This window comes from Gammaproteobacteria bacterium (assembly GCA_016705365.1).
Lineage (GTDB): Bacteria > Pseudomonadota > Gammaproteobacteria > Pseudomonadales > UBA5518 > UBA5518.
The window spans coordinates 483,724-498,557 of sequence record JADIYI010000002.1 but is presented as its reverse complement, the minus strand read 5'-3'; the positions used below and the strand labels follow the sequence as shown (position 1 = coordinate 498,557).

11 protein-coding genes are annotated in these 14,834 nt (G+C 65.1%); 8 read left to right on the top strand and 3 right to left on the bottom strand.

Annotated features, from left to right (window positions below; genetic code table 11):
- Nucleotides 1-12 precede the first annotated feature (12 nt).
- From IPF49_02420 to IPF49_02410, 3 genes are read right to left on the bottom strand one after another with little or no spacing between them, the layout of a single operon-like run.
- Nucleotides 13-882 (bottom strand): carbohydrate kinase, encoded by an 870-nt coding sequence (locus IPF49_02420; GenBank protein MBK6286501.1) that lies wholly within the window; start codon nt 880-882, stop codon nt 13-15.
- Nucleotides 879-1,745, bottom strand: coding sequence for an HAD-IIB family hydrolase (locus IPF49_02415; GenBank protein MBK6286500.1), 867 nt, complete (start codon nt 1,743-1,745; stop codon nt 879-881). The genes IPF49_02420 and IPF49_02415 overlap by 4 nt, the downstream gene beginning before the upstream one ends.
- Entirely contained in the window at nt 1,742-3,892 is a 2,151-nt protein-coding gene (locus IPF49_02410) for an HAD-IIB family hydrolase (GenBank protein MBK6286499.1), read from the bottom strand. The genes IPF49_02415 and IPF49_02410 overlap by 4 nt, the downstream gene beginning before the upstream one ends.
- A gap of 219 nt (nt 3,893-4,111) precedes the next feature.
- Between IPF49_02410 and IPF49_02405 the strand changes: the two genes are divergently transcribed.
- From IPF49_02405 to IPF49_02370, 8 genes are all read left to right on the top strand, one after another.
- Nucleotides 4,112-4,729: a TetR/AcrR family transcriptional regulator gene (locus IPF49_02405; protein MBK6286498.1), complete on the top strand. Its 618-nt coding sequence runs from the start codon at nt 4,112-4,114 to the stop codon at nt 4,727-4,729.
- Complete coding sequence (locus IPF49_02400) at nt 4,726-5,811, top strand: efflux RND transporter periplasmic adaptor subunit (GenBank protein ID MBK6286497.1); 1,086 nt, start codon at nt 4,726-4,728, stop codon at nt 5,809-5,811. The genes IPF49_02405 and IPF49_02400 overlap by 4 nt, the downstream gene beginning before the upstream one ends.
- On the top strand, nt 5,808-8,873 hold the full coding sequence (locus tag IPF49_02395) for an efflux RND transporter permease subunit (GenBank protein ID MBK6286496.1): 3,066 nt from the start codon (nt 5,808-5,810) through the stop codon (nt 8,871-8,873). The genes IPF49_02400 and IPF49_02395 overlap by 4 nt, the downstream gene beginning before the upstream one ends.
- 266 nt (nt 8,874-9,139) lie before the next feature.
- Nucleotides 9,140-10,489: a malonyl-CoA decarboxylase gene (locus IPF49_02390; protein MBK6286495.1), complete on the top strand. Its 1,350-nt coding sequence runs from the start codon at nt 9,140-9,142 to the stop codon at nt 10,487-10,489.
- Nucleotides 10,490-10,542: 53 nt separating this feature from the next.
- Nucleotides 10,543-10,821 carry a hypothetical protein gene (locus IPF49_02385; GenBank protein MBK6286494.1) on the top strand — a complete coding sequence of 93 codons (279 nt, stop codon included), beginning with the start codon at nt 10,543-10,545 and terminating at the stop codon, nt 10,819-10,821.
- Between the two features lie 119 nt (nt 10,822-10,940).
- Entirely contained in the window at nt 10,941-11,801 is an 861-nt protein-coding gene (locus IPF49_02380; GenBank protein MBK6286493.1) for an LLM class F420-dependent oxidoreductase, read from the top strand.
- 22 nt (nt 11,802-11,823) lie between these two features.
- Complete coding sequence (locus IPF49_02375; GenBank protein ID MBK6286492.1) at nt 11,824-13,500, top strand: acyl-CoA/acyl-ACP dehydrogenase; 1,677 nt, start codon at nt 11,824-11,826, stop codon at nt 13,498-13,500.
- Nucleotides 13,500-14,732 (top strand): CoA transferase, encoded by a 1,233-nt coding sequence (locus tag IPF49_02370; GenBank protein ID MBK6286491.1) that lies wholly within the window; start codon nt 13,500-13,502, stop codon nt 14,730-14,732. Before IPF49_02375 ends, IPF49_02370 begins: the two co-directional genes overlap by 1 nt.
- The last annotated feature ends 102 nt before the right edge of the window (nt 14,733-14,834 follow it).

The window sequence follows — 14,834 nt, the reverse complement described above, 5'->3', positions numbered from 1 at the left end:
TCTCGCGGGGCCTCAGTTTGCGCAGTTCCAGGCGGTGACAAACGGGCGATAGAACGCCCGCTCGCGCACGGTCGCGCCGCGAACGCCGACCACCGCGCTTGCGAAGCCCTGTGCCCGCTGCAATGCGAGCCCGTGCGGCCATTGTTCGAGCAGGCCGAGAATCATCACCGCGGCGAAGGCATCACCGGCGCCGACGGTGTCGGCCACCGGAGCCGCGGGCGGGCGCACCTCGAGACGTTCACCGTTGGCCCGGAACAGTTCGGCGCCGCGTGCCCCGTGGGTCACGATCAAACCCTGCAGCGCGTGTTGGCGCAGGAAGCCTGGCGCGTCGAGCGCGGGTCCGGCGAGCTTGGCGAGTTCCTCCGCGCTGAGCTTCACCCAGTGCGCGCCGTGCAGAGTTTCCAGCACCGCTTCACGCCGCCACCAGGGAGCGCGCAGGTTCACATCGATGAATACCAGCGGCGGATTGCCCTGCCTGATGTGTTCCAGTGCGCTGCGCGATCGCGTTTCGCGCAACGCGAGGCTCCCGTGATAGAGCAGGCCGATGTCGCCGCGCCTTGCGGGAGGATCGATGGCATCCCAGGCGCAGGGCCAGAGGATATCGTAGGCGGGTTCGCCGCCGCTGATCGTCACCTCGACGCGGCCGGTCGCAAGCGCCGGATCGAGCTGCAGTTCGCGGGTGTCCATGTCCCATTCGCGCATCGCCGCGGTGATACTCGCGCCATCGGGATCGTTGCCGATGCGACTGCATAGGAGCGGCCCCTTGCCAAAGGCCTGCAGATGCCACGCGACGTTGAAGGGGGCGCCGCCGAGCACCCGCGTTCCATTCGGGAAATGGTCGAACAGCACTTCCCCGAAAATGCATGTGCGCTTGCGAATCATGTGCGTGACCCGACCCTTGCGAAGCCCATCCAGCCCTCGGTATGGGGGAGAAAATGCGCGATGCCTTCCAGCGCGCCGGCACTGTAGTTTCCGTTCATGCCGTGGAAGCCGCCACGCGCGATATACAGTTGCTCGCGCAATCCCCGATCCGCCGCGAGACTCAGTGCAAGTTCGCGCACGGAAGGTTCGCAGTTGGCCACCAGCACCGCCGGGATCGGGCTGGCGAGGACCTCGATATCGTTGCCGCTGTCGCCGCAGAACACGCACTCGCCGGCGCTGAACCCCTGCCGGCGCATCAGGTACTCGATGGCGTGGAACTTCGAGGCACTCGCCGGCAACACATCCAGCAGCCCCACTCCGGCCGGCTCGTCTACGCTCCAGATCAGGTTGGCCAGGATCCGCGGTGCGGCGAATCGTGCATGAATCCTTGTCGCCAGGATTTCGCGATCACCGTACGGAGCCGTGTAATAACTGAGCTTGTGTTCGTTCTGGCGTTCTGGTTCCTGCGGGCGCAGCGCCTCGACATCGGCCAGCAGTGCCGCGAGCTGCTCATGGGACCGGCCGCCCCAGTCAGCGGCCAGGGTTTGCGCCCAGTCATCCTGGCGGAGCCAGTCATTCTCGTGGCCCACGTGATAGATTGTGGTACCCACATCGGCGATCACGAAATCGGGGCAGGGCAGGCAATAGTCTTCGATGGCCTGCTCGACCAGCGCGCGATGCCGGCCGCTCACATACGCAAGCGTGACCCCGGAATGCGCCGCGAGGGTGGCAAAATGCTCGCGGGCGGCGGGTGATTCGGGCAGGAGGCCGTTGGGGATCAGGGTACGATCCAGGTCGGTGCAGATCAGCAGGTGCGTGTTCATGCGGGTGCCGGGGAGATGCGGGCGTTGAAAAAATCGTAGTGCTCGATCGCTTCCAGAATACCGAGCGCATAGGGCTGGCTGGCAAAGAAGATCTTGTCCTGGTCGACCAGCTGCGACAACTCCTCGTGATGACGGTTGGCGACCACCACGGCCAGGGTATTGCCGCGCATCATGTCTTCATCACTGCCCGAGCCGCCGACCGCCAGGATCTGTTCGAGGGGAATGTCCAGACACTGGGCAACGTAACGCAGCGCCTGTCCCTTCGAGGCGCGCGAGGGCAGGATATCCAGAAACTGGCCAAACGAGCCGATCACGTTGGCCGTGAACTCGTTGGTGCGCAACAGCAGCACGATCTCCTCGAGCGATGGCGCGAGGCGTGGATCGAAATAGTACGACAACTTGAACGGCGTCTGTTCCTGCCTGGGCTGCCGCTTGATTCCGGGCAGGTCCGCGAGCAGGCGCGCGATCTTGCGCGGATTCCAGTTGTGGTCGATGTGATTGGCCCAGTATTCGTCCTCGGTCAGCGCCGTGCCGTAATGGATACGTGTGCCCATGCTGCTGATCAGCACGTCGGGGACCGGGATGCCATGCTTCCTGATCAGCGCCAGTGCGCTGTCGACACGCCGGCCGGTGGCAATGCCGAAGCTGATCCGCTGATGACTCGCGCGCACCAGTTCCACGAAGCGTTGCAGCCCGAGCTGGTCGCCGATGAGGTTCTGGTCGAGATCGGTGAATATCGCGCGATCGCGGTAACGTTGCGGGCGTGCCGCTGGCCGCTTGCCGGTATTGGGGCGAAATCCGCGCCGCAATTCATCGATCTTGCGCAGGTAGGTCGCGGCGTGCGCTTGCCAGGAATAGTGGCGCCGGACCCCGTCTATTCCGTTGCGCGCAGCCTCGAGCCATGCATCGTGATCGCACAGCAACGCGAGCAGCGCGGCGCTGATCGCGTCCTTGTCCAGGGGATCGACCAGCAATCCGTTGCGGCAGTTGGCAACGATGTCCACCGGTCCCCCGTTCTCCGTGGCCACTACCGGCAGCCCGCTGGCGGCGGCTTCGAGGAGGGTCAGGCCGAAGGGTTCGGTCAGCGCGGGGTTGATGAACACGCCGCCGCCCCGTGCCACGTAGCGGTAGATCTCCGGTACTTCGTCGGCGCGATGGGTCTTGGGAATCGCGACCTTGCCATAGAGGTCATGGCTGTCGATCTGCAGCAGGATGTTGGTGAGTACCGCCTGTGCACCGGTGTCGAGGTCGTGGATATGCTCGCGTACGCCGGCGATGATCAGCAGGTTGGCGGCGCGCTGCAATTGCGCGGATTCGCCATAGGCATCGATCAGGCTCAGGATGTTCTTGCGCTCGTCCGGCCGCGACAGCGCGAGTATCAGCGGTTTCCGCGGATCGCGGAAAAATCGCGCCAGCTGCTTCGCGAAGCGGGGATGCTCCGCCTGTTGCACCGGGTGGAACAGCTCCAGGTCGGTGCCCGGAGGAATTACCGCCATGCGCTCCTTGTCGTAGTAGTTGTAAAGGCTGTATTGCTCCTCGATTTCGTTGTGGGTGCTGGTCACGACCAGGTCGGCATTGGCAAGCGTTTCCTCCTCGGCGTCGATGCGTCGGTCAATGTGGTAGGAGCGCTCGATTGTCTCCGGCGAAAGACCGCTGGCCAGCAGGCGCTTGCGCTTGTCACGACCGAGCGAATGGCCGGTGTACACCAGCGGGACGGCGAGCAGGTTGCTGAGCCGCACCCCCACATACCCGGCATCGGCATAGTGACTGTGGACCACGTCGGGCTTGCGTGGCTGATCCTGCAACCAGCTCACCAGATTGTCGAGCAAGCCGTCCAGATGGTCCCACAGCAGTTCCTTGGGGATGTACTCCGCCGGTCCCGCATCGATGCGGATGATGCGTGCCTTGCCCGACAGCATCTCGACGGGTGCGGCGTAGTCCGTGCTGAGCGAGCGGTCGCGTACCATGCGGGTTACCAGGTCGACACGCTCCACACCCTCCTGCGTCGCAAGCGCACGGGCGAGATCGACGACATATTTTGTCTGCCCGCCGGTATCCGCATCACGACCGAGTTCGAGCTCATGCCCCCGGATCAAACCGTGGATGCTCAACAGGAGCAGGTATTTGCGCGTGTTGCTGATTCTCATCCTCCCACGATAGTTTCGGCGCCGGGTACGAACTTGCGTCGTGACGCGGCGCATGCTGTTGTCGGGTGAGGCCGCAGTATAACAACGCAGCATCCGTATCGGGGCATCGCTTCGCTTGCGCGCAGTGGGAGAGATCACCGAAGTCCCCGCATCCCGTGCGATTGACTCGGTGACGGTGCGGCCGCTATTCTAATATTAACGAACGTTAAGTAAGGGTTGTTGATAGTGATTTCCGCGGCATCGTGCGAGCCGAATACCCGCGAGGATATACTGCGTCAGGCGATCGCGCTGTTTGCCAGCGCAGGTTACAGCGGCGTGTCGATGCGCGACGTGGCGGCGCTGGTCGGCATCAGCGCCGCGGCGTTCTACCATCATTTCCCCGACAAGCAGGCGCTGTATCTGGCGGCCATGACCCGGGCATTCGAGAGCGCCAGCGCCAGCATGCGCGCGGTGCTCGAGAGCGATTCGCCCGCGATCGGGCGCCTGCAGGATTTTATCGAGCGGTTCACCGGGCTGGTAGCGGGTGACGAGCACCTGCGCCTGCTGGTTCAGCGCGAACTTCTCGATGGTGACGATACGCGTCTCGCATTGCTGGCCGAGCAGGTCTTTCGCGAGCTGCATGATGCGGTGGTCGCGCTGGCGCGCGAGCTGGATACGGATCTCGATCCCTACATGCTGGCGAACTCGATCATCGGACTGGTGCTGTTCAGCTTCCAGAGCGCGCCGCTCAGGCGTCATCTGGCGGCGGGTCGCGCCAGGCACGAGCAGCCCAGAACCATTGCCCGCCATATCGTCACGCTGCTCACGCGTGCCTGCGGTTCCAGGAGCGCCGATTGAAGATGAACAGCCGTTATCCGGTTCTGCTCCTGTGTGCCGTTGTCGCGTTGCTGGACGCTTGTTCGCGAGATGCCGCTACCGGCGCCGTCAGTGCCCCGGGCACACTGGTCACGGTAGTGGCGGCGGGCAGCCGCGATGTCCCGGTGGCGGTGAGCACCATGGGGCGGGTGGAAGGCAGGGCATCGCCGCTGGTTGCGGCCGAGGTGGACGCGCGGGTGCTGAGGCTGACGGTGGACGAAGGTGATGCGCTGGCGGTGGGCGATGTGATGGCCGAACTGGATGCCACTACCTTCGCGCTGGAACTGCGCGCGGCATCGGCCGAGACCGCGCGTGCCCAGGCCATGCTCGACAACGAGGAACGCCGCGTCGCCAGGCTGCACGATCTGCTGCAGAAGGGTTCCATTGCGCGTGAGCAATACGACGATGCGGCGGCGCAGCTCGCCGTCGTGCGCGCGCAACGCCAGGCGGTCGAGGCGCGCCTGCGTCTCGCCGACGACCAGCTTGGCAAGGCGATAGTCCGCGCGCCGATCGCGGGCCGGGTGCAGGCGCGGCTGGTCTCGGTGGGGGATTTCGTGAAGCGCGGCAATCCCTTGTTCGAAATCGCGACCAGTGGCGCGCTGCGCGCGCTGCTGCCCTTTCCCGAGCCTCTTGCCGCACAGCTTCGTCCTGGCCTGGCGGTAAGCCTGAGCACGCCTGTCGCGCCCGGTAGCGTGGCCCGCGGGGTGATTGCCGAGCTGCGGCCCGCGGTTGGCGCGCAGAGCCGGGCGGTGTGGGCGATAGTCGATATCGACAACCCCGGTGACTGGCGACCGGATTCCACGGTGCGCGCGCAGATCGTGGTGGCGACCCATGCCGATGCGGTCGTGGTGCCGGAGCGTTGCCTGGTACGCCGCCCCGCCGGCGAGGTTGTTTACGTGATTGTCGAAGGGCGCGCAGCGCAGCGCGTTGTAATGGTCGGAGAGCGCTTCGACGGTGTGGCCGAGATCAGTGCCGGGCTGGCTGCCGGCGAACTGATTGCACTCGAGGGAGCCGGGTATCTCAGTGATGGCGCGCTGGTGCGTACTGACGGGAACCTGCCGTGAACCTGGCCGAACTCTCGGTACGCCGCCATGTGCTGGCGTACATGCTCTCCGCGGTGCTGGTGATGTTCGGGGTGCTGAGCTTCGATCGCATCGGGGTCGACCGCTATCCGGAAGCCGAGTTTCCGATGATCACGGTGCTGACACGCCTGCCCGGAGCGAACCCCGGGATCATCGATTCCAGCATTACCCGCACGATCGAGAAAGCCGTGAACGGTGTCGCCGGGATCGAACACGTGGAGTCGGTATCGGCGCCCGACGTCTCGGTGGTACGGGTGAGATTCGCGCTCGAGAAAGACCTCGACATCGCATTCAATGAAATCCAGGCCAAGATCAACCAGGTTTTGCCGCGCCTGCCCGATGAGACCGATCCGCCGGTAGTGGCCAAGGTCGAGGTCGGCGGGTCGCCGCTGATGTGGCTCACGCTGAGCGGAGACCGCACGCTCCAGCAATTGAATCTCTACGCGGAAAACCAGATCAAGCGGCGCCTCGAGACGATCGGTGGCATCGGCGAAGTGCGCATAGGCGGCGAACGCCGGCGCACGATTCGCGTCGAGCTCGAACTCGAGCGCATGGCGGCCTTTGCCGTCACGGTGCAGGATGTGCAGGGTGCGTTTCAGCGCGAACACGTGCGCCTTTCGGGTGGTTTCATGGTCGCAGAGCACGGCGAGGATCTGTTGAAGGTCGACCTCGAATTCCATGACCTGGCGTCGCTGGAGAACATGATCGTGGCGCATCGCGACGGCGCGCCGATCCGCCTCGCGGATGTGGCGCAGGTCCGCGACGGACTGACGGATTTCCGCCTGCTCGCGCGCTTCAACGGTGAACCGACCGTCGGTATCGGCATCGTGAAAGTGCAGGGTGCCAATTCCGTGGCGATTGTCGAGGAGGTCAAGCGGCGTCTCGCAACCGAGATCGTGCCGCTGTTGCCGCCCGGTCTCGCCATTGGCATTGCGCACAACGAGGGTGATCTGATCGAGCAGATTGCCGCGGCATTGAACGAACATATCGTGCTCGGTACGCTGCTCACCGCACTCGTGGTTCTCGTCTTCCTGCGCAATCTGCGCTCGACGCTGATTGTCGCGGCTGCTATCCCGGTGTCGCTGTTCGGCGCGGTCGCGGCGATATATTTTCTTGGTTACACCTTCAACAACATGACGCTGCTCGGGCTGCTGCTGCTGATCGGAGTGGTGGTCGACGATGCGATCGTGGTGCTCGAAAGCATCTTCCGTCATGCCGAGGTGAACGGTTCCGACCCGCTCGTCGCGACGCGCGAGGGGGCGCGCGAGGTACTGCTGGCGGTCATGGCCGCGAGTCTGACCCTGGTATCGATCTTCGCGCCGGTAATCTTCATGCAGGGCATGGTGGCGCGACTGTTCGAAGCCTTCGCGGTGGTCGTGACGGTCGGCGTGCTGGTTTCGCTGTTCGTATCGCTTACGCTCACCCCGATGCTGTGCGCGCGTCATCTGCGTCTCGGCAGCGGGCACGGGCGTGTCGCGCGGGCGCTCGAGCGTGCATTCGGGAACCTGGAGGACGCCTACCGGCGCGCGCTTGGCATTACGCTGCGGATGCGCTGGGCCATCGTGCTGCTGACGCTGGTCTCGGTGATATCGAGCGGCTGGCTGTTCGCCCGGATCGGCAAGGGCTTTTTCCCGGAAATGGACGATGGCTACTTCCTGGTGACCGTGAAGGTGCCGCTCGGCTCGTCGATCACACACGCGACCGAACGCCTCGAGCGCATCGAGGAGGTGCTCGGGCGCCAGCCCGAGATCGACGGCTATTTCGCGACCATAGGCCAGGACCAGGCGGGGCAGGTTAGCCAGGCCAGCCTGATCGTGCATCTGCACCCCTGGCGTGAGCGCAAGCGCACTCAGCAGGAGCTGATAGTTCGCCTCGAGCGCGAGTTTGCCGGCATTGCCGGCGTCGAGGCCTTTCCCGCGCCGGCTTCGCCGATCGGCGGCATGCGCGGCGAGCCCTTGCATTTCGTGCTGCTCGGCCCGGAACTGGATGAAGTCGCGCGCCTGGCCTATTCGCTGCGCGAGCGCCTGATGGGGGAAGGCAATCTTGGCGGTCTCGATCTCGATCTGCAGTTGAGCCTGCCGCAGCTCGAGCTCGAAGTGGATCGCGACCAGCTGGCCAGCGTCGGGCTGGCGGCACGCGATGTGGCGCTGGCGCTCGGTGTTCTCGCCGGTGGCTGGGACATCGCGGACTACAATGACGAGCCCGGTGACGGCGAGCGCTACCGCATCCGCTTGAAGGCCGCCGAGGGCGAGCTGGCGCGGGTGGAGGATCTTGGCCGGATCTTTCTGCGCACGCCCTCCGGCGAACTGCTGCGCCTCGACAGCGTCGCAACCTTGCACCGCGGCGTCGGACCGGCGGTGATCGCGCGCTATGATCTGCAGTACGCCGCCAATTTCTATACGGCGCCGACCATTTCCGAAGCGCAGGCCGGCGCGCGTGTCCTGGCGCTTGCCAACGAGCAGATGAAACCGGGCTATCACGTCGAGCTGGCCGGGCGCGCCGAGGAATTCCAGAAAACCGCCGACTACATGCTGCTCACCTTCGTGACCGCGATCCTGCTGGTCTATATGGTGCTGGCGAGCCAGTTCAATTCCTTCGTGCAGCCGCTGATCGTGATGGTGGCGCAACCGCTGGCGATCATCGGCGGCGTATTCGCGCTGTGGGCCATGGGGCACACCATCAACATGTTCTCGATGATCGGACTGGTGCTGCTGGTTGGCCTGGTGGCCAAGAATTCGATTCTGCTGGTCGACCTCACCAACCAGTTGCGCGCCCAGGGTCTGGCGATCGATGCGGCGCTGACGAAGGCCTGTCCGATCCGCATGCGCCCGGTACTGATGACTTCGCTGACGATCGTTCTGGCGATGTTGCCGGCGGCGATCGGTGCCGGTGCGGGTTCCGATACCAACTCTCCGCTCGCGGTGGCGGTGATCGGTGGCATGGTCAGTTCCACGCTGCTGACGCTGGTGGTGGTTCCAGCGGTGTATTCGCTGGTCGAGCATGCACTCGAGCGCCACCGGGCGGCTGCCCGGACCTCGTTCTAGCGCTTTTGCTCGATGGGGTGATCGGCCCGCAGCGACTTCATCGGTGCCACCGACATGAATACGCCGACCACCACTGCTTTCAGCTTTTCTCGGATTGGTGAGCGCCGTATCCATTGTGTTGCGGATCACGCGATGAACTTCCATGGTGACGCAAGGCGGTTGCCGAATCCACAAAGAGTGACGGTTGCCGGGTCGCCGTGCGATTGCAGCGCATTGCGCAACAACGCTACGCTGCAACATCCTGGTGGGCAACGGCTGTACTGGATATGCGGATCAACGACTGGCTGGATTCGATCGCGGAGGCGGGCCGCGAACTGTGGCAGCGCGGCCGCAACAACCGCCGCGGCGGGGCGCGCCAGATCGAGTATCTGTGCCAGGAACTGGGCTCGAGCCGCGGCGAGGCGATGGGTACTGCGGTGGCGCAGGAACTCCTGTTCGCCTACCAGCGTCTCGACGATGCCGGTCGCATGGCGTTTTTCCGGTTGTTGCAGCAGGCTTACGCGCCGCGCCGCGAGGAAATCCTGCAATGCGCAGCGCGCTACCGCGAGGATGACAGCGAGGAAAACCTCAGGCGACTGCAAAGGGCACTCGAGGGGGGCCGGCGCAAGCTGTTTCGGCGCATCAACATGGCTTCCGGCGGCATGGCCACCATACTCGGCATGCGCCGCGACCTGTTGCGCCTGCTGCCGGATCAGAAGGATCTGAAACCGGTCGATGCCGATCTGTTGTATGTGCTGAAAGCCTGGTTCAACCGGGGGTTCCTCGATCTCAGGGCGATCTCCTGGGAAACGCCGGCGCATATTCTCGAGAAGCTGATCGCCTACGAGGCGGTGCACGAGATGGATGGCTGGGACGATCTGCGCCGCCGTCTCGCCGATGACCGTCGCTGCTTTGCGTTTTTCCATCCGGCGCTGCCCGACGAGCCGCTGATTTTCGTCGAGATCGCGCTGGTCGAAGGCATGTCCGGCAACGTGCAGCAACTGCTGGCGGCCCCGGCCGCCACGGCGCGCGGGAAAATCGACACCGCGGTGTTTTATTCGATCAGCAACTGCCAGGAAGGTCTGTTGGGGATCTCGTTCGGCAATTTCCTGATCAAGCAGGTGGTGATGGAGTTGCGTCGGGACTTTCCGGGGCTGAAACAGTTCGTGACGCTGTCGCCGATCCCCGGGTTCCGCGCATGGCTCGAACGGGAATTGAAAAAACCGGAACTGACGCTGTTGAGCGAGCCCCAGCGCCAGCTGTTGCGTGAGCAGTTGCCGAAGGAATGGCAGCGCAATCCCGCGCTGGCCGAGCAGATGCGAGAACTGCTGATGCCGCTTTGTGCGATCTATCTCGCCCACGCCAGGCGCGGGGAGCAGCCGCTCGATGCGGTGGAGCGGTTCCATCTCAGCAATGGCGCGCGCATCGAGCGACTCAACTGGCTGGGCGATACTTCCGGCAAGGGGTTCGCGCAGTCCTGCGGCATGCTGGTCAATTACCGTTACGTGTTACAGGAGGTCGAGGCCAACCATGAGGCGTACATCAACGCCCATTCGGTAGTGACATCGAACGGGTTCAGGAAGCTGCTCAACGAAAGGCGCGAGTTGCAGGCGAGTGCCGTTGCCGAGCGCAGCTGAAGCCGCCGTGGTGGAGCGGGTCGCACAACGGGCTGGGTTTCCGCACACTCACAATGGACCGGCCACCGCTGAATGCGCTGACGCTGGAGAGCCTCGGTGCGCTGCGCAAGGCAATGGGGGACGCGGCCCATGCCATCGACGATCCGATGTTCGGCAACATCATCGACGTCACTGTCGAGCCCGCGGAACTGTTGCCCGCGGCGCGGAGCCGGGCGTGGCAGCTTGTGGCGATGCCGGGATTTGCACGGGTGAAGGCGCAATACCGGCGCGCGACGCGTGCGCGACTGGCGGTGATGGCGAGTGGCCGCGACCCGTTGCTCGACATGATCTGAATTGGCGGAGCTGGCAACGCCGGCGGCAGCGCTGCGGCGCAAGCACGTTGTTGCCTGTCGCCAACGCACTTACCATTGGCTGGCAATGTTTCCAGCCACGCCCTGCATACGGAGCACTCATGCATCTTGGTTTCAGCTCGATGAATACGCTGCTCGACCCGACTCCGGTGGTGCTTGCGCGTGCGCTCGAGGAGCGCGGTTTCGATTCGTTGTGGTACGGCGAGCACAGCCACATCCCGGTCTCGCGCCAGACTCCGTACTCGGGCGGTGGCGAGTTGCCGGAACCCTACAAACTGATGATGGACCCCTACGTGTCGCTGATGGCAGCGGCTTCGGTGACCACCACGTTGCGGGTCTGCACCGGGATCGCCTTGTTGCTCGAGCGTGACCTGTTCTCGCAGGCCAAGTCCATCGTCACTCTGGATCAGCTCTCGGGTGGGCGTGTGATCATCGGCACGGGGGTTGGCTGGAACAAGGAGGAATTTTGCAACGTCAGCAGTCAGCCTTGGGGCAAGCGCTACGCAGTGATGCGTGAAGCGGTGGCTGCGCTGCGTACGCTATGGACCCAGGACCAGGCCGAGTACCACGGGCAGTACATCGATTTCGATCCGGTATGGTGTGCGCCGAAACCGTTGCAGCAGCCGCTGCCGGTGATTTTCGGCGCAGTGGGTCCGCTGGGTGTGCGGCATGCAGCCGAATGGGCCGACGGCTGGATGCCGGTCGACGTATTGTTGCGGGACATCGCAAAGTCCGTTGCCGATTTCCGCCGGGCGGTGCGCGACAATGGCCGTGATCCGGCCTGCGTTTCGATCACGTTGCAGGCGATGCGCACGCCGGATTTCGATACCTTGAAGCGCTACCGCGATATCGGTATCGAGCGGGTGAACGTCGGTGTGGCGGTGGATCTGTGGGACAAGCCGGAGCAGGTGATGCCGATGATCGATCACTTTGCGCACGTGATTCCCGAGCTGAAGCCCTGAGCGGGGAAGCGTGTCCGCCGCGATGATCCATGCCTTGCAACAGGAGGCCGGGACGGCTGCCCGGCTGCTCGGATTGCTGCAGCCGCAGTTCGATCGCGCGGTGGGGAAGCTCGCGCGCCTCTGCACGAGTGGCACAAGGCTGCAGTCCGGGCTTCTCGATACCCACCAGGTCGCTGCCTACGAGCTGGCGTGGTCGAGCGCGGAGCTGCTCGCGACCCGCACCGTGCTCGCACGACTCGATGCCGACAGCAGCATCCAGGACGCGCGGTTGGCGCTGATCTTCGCGGTCGAGGCGATCGCCGCGGTACTGGCGCGGCTGGAGCCGATCTTTCTCGAACTCGATCTGGAGTTGGCAGCGCTGCACTCGATTGCGGGCGATCCCGGGTGGGCGCGGTTGCGTCATGCGGTGGCAGGTGCACAGGCTCTGGCGGCAACCGGGCGGGCGCTGGCGCAGGGCGATCAGGAGGTAGGCCGGGTGCCGCTCGATCAGGAGCTGCGCATCGCCCGCGACACGTTCCGCCGGTTTGCGGCCGAGGTGGTCGCACCGCAGGCCGGAGCGATTCATCGTCAGAACCTGACGGTGCCCGAGAGCCTGCTGCAGCCGTTGCGTGCACTGGGTGTGTTCGGTCTTTCGATCCCGGAATGCTACGGAGGCAGCGCGACGAGCGATGTCGGCGCCACACGGATGATGGTGGTGGTTACCGAGGCATTGTCGGAGGCCTCGCTGGCGGCGGCCGGCAGCCTGATCACCCGGCCCGAGATTCTGAGCCGCGCGTTGCTCGCAGGCGCGACCGAGGCCCAGAAGCGGCGCTGGCTGCCGCAGATAGCGGCCGGCGATCCGTTGTGTGCGATCGCGATCACCGAACCCGATTTCGGTTCCGATGTGGCCAACCTGGCGCTGCAGGCTACACCTGCACGGGGCGGCTGGCTGCTCGATGGCGCCAAGACCTGGTGCACCTTTGCCGGCAAGGCCGGGCTGCTGATGGTGGTTGCACGCACCGACGCCGACCGGACACTGGGGCATCGCGGCCTCAGTGTGCTGCTGGTCGAGAAGCCCTCGTACGACACGCACTCTTTCGGGTTTCGCCAACCAGGCGGCGGGTCGCTCCAGGGCAGGGCGATCCCGACCATCGGCTATCGTGGCATGCATTCCTTTGATCTGGCATTCGAGAATTTTTTTGTGCCGGATGAGCATGTGATCGGTGGTGCAGCAGGGCTCGGCAAGGGTTTTTACTACACCATGGCGGGGATGACGGGCGGACGCCTGCAGACCGCGGCGCGCGCCACCGGGGTGATGCGTGCGGCTTTGCTCGCCGCGCTGCGCTACGCCACCGAGCGCAAGGTGTTCGGAGCGCCGTTGATCGGCTGCCAGCTCACGCTGGCCAAGCTTGCCCGCATGGCGGCGCGGCTTGCCGCGTGCCGTCAGCTGACCTATGCGGTTGCCGGTGCGCGGGAACAGGGCGACGCCCGGATCGAGGCGAGCCTGGTCAAGCTACTGGCCTGCCGCTCGGCCGAGCTGGTGACGCGCGAGGCGCTGCAGATCCACGGCGGCATGGGTTATGCCGAGGAGGCGCCGGTCAGCCGCTACTTCGTGGACGCGCGGGTGCTGTCCATTTTCGAAGGCGCCGAGGAAACTCTGGCCCTGAAGGTTATCGCGCGCAGCCTGCTCGAGCAGGCACTCGCCAGGGAGGACGGTTGATGGAAACCGAAGTTGCGCGCGGGCCGGTGCTCGCCGGGATGCGGGTGGTCGAGGCGGCCGCGTTCGTGGCCGCGCCGCTCGGGGGCATGACGCTGGCGCAGATGGGCGCCGACGTGATCCGCATCGATGCGCTCGGCGGTGGTCTTGATTACCGGCGCTGGCCGGTGACGCGTGACGACGTGAGCCTGTTCTGGTGCGGTCTCAACAAGTCCAAGCGTTCGGTGGCGCTCGATCTCGCATCTCCCGAAGGACGCGAGCTGGCGATGGCGCTGATCTGTGCACCGGGCGCGGATGCCGGCATGCTGCTGACGAATTTTCCGCCGCGCGGCTGGCTCGACCATGCACTGCTCGAGCAGCGCCGCCACGACCTGATCCAGTTGACGGTGCAGGGCGACCGCCACGGTGGCTCGGCGGTGGACTACACGATCAACCCGCGGCTCGGCTTGCCGTTCATCACCGGGTCCGCAGATCACGACGCGGTGGTCAATCACGTGCTGCCGGCCTGGGATCTGATCACCGGACAGATGGCGGCGGTGGGCCTGCTCGCGGCGGAGCGATACCGCTTGCGCAACGGTGTCGGGCAGCATGTGAAGCTGGCGCTCGAGGACGTGGCGCTGGCGGTGATGGGACATCTCGGCTTTCTCGCCGAGGCGCAGCTTGGGGAACAGCGCGCGCGGCACGGCAACGAGTTGTTCGGTGCGTTCGGGCGCGATTTCGTGTGTGCCGGTGGCGAGCGGGTCATGGTGGTGGGCTTGACCGCGAAGCAATGGCGATCGCTGCTGGGCGCGATGGATCTGGGCGCGGCGATGGCCACGCTTGGCCAGCGTCTCGGGCTCGATCTCGGGCTCGAAGGCAATCGCTTCCGTGCCCGGCGCGAGATTGCCGTGGCGGTGGGCGAGTGGATCGCGGCGCGGCCATTTGCGCTGATCGAGGATATTTTCCGTCGGCACGGTGTGTGCTGGGGCCGTTACCAGAGTCTGGAGGAACTGGTGCGGCGCGACCCGTCGTGTTCCGAGGCCAACCCCATGTTCGGTCGCATCGAGCAGCCTGGCGTGGGTGCGCTGATTGCGCCGGGCATTGCGCTCGATTTCTCGGGTCGGGATCGCTTGCCGGTAAGACCGGCGCCACGACTCGGCGAGCATACCGAGCAGGTGCTCGGTGAGTTGCTGGGGATCGGTGCCGGTGAATTCGCGCGCCTGCACGACCGGGGTGTGGTCGGCACGCCAGGATAGCCCCCGGCCGCCGCGAGCGGTGGAACGGGCGTCCGCGCTGCTGTCCCCGGTGCTTCAACCCGTGCTGCTGCACGCGCCACAGCAGCACATCGATGCGGTGCT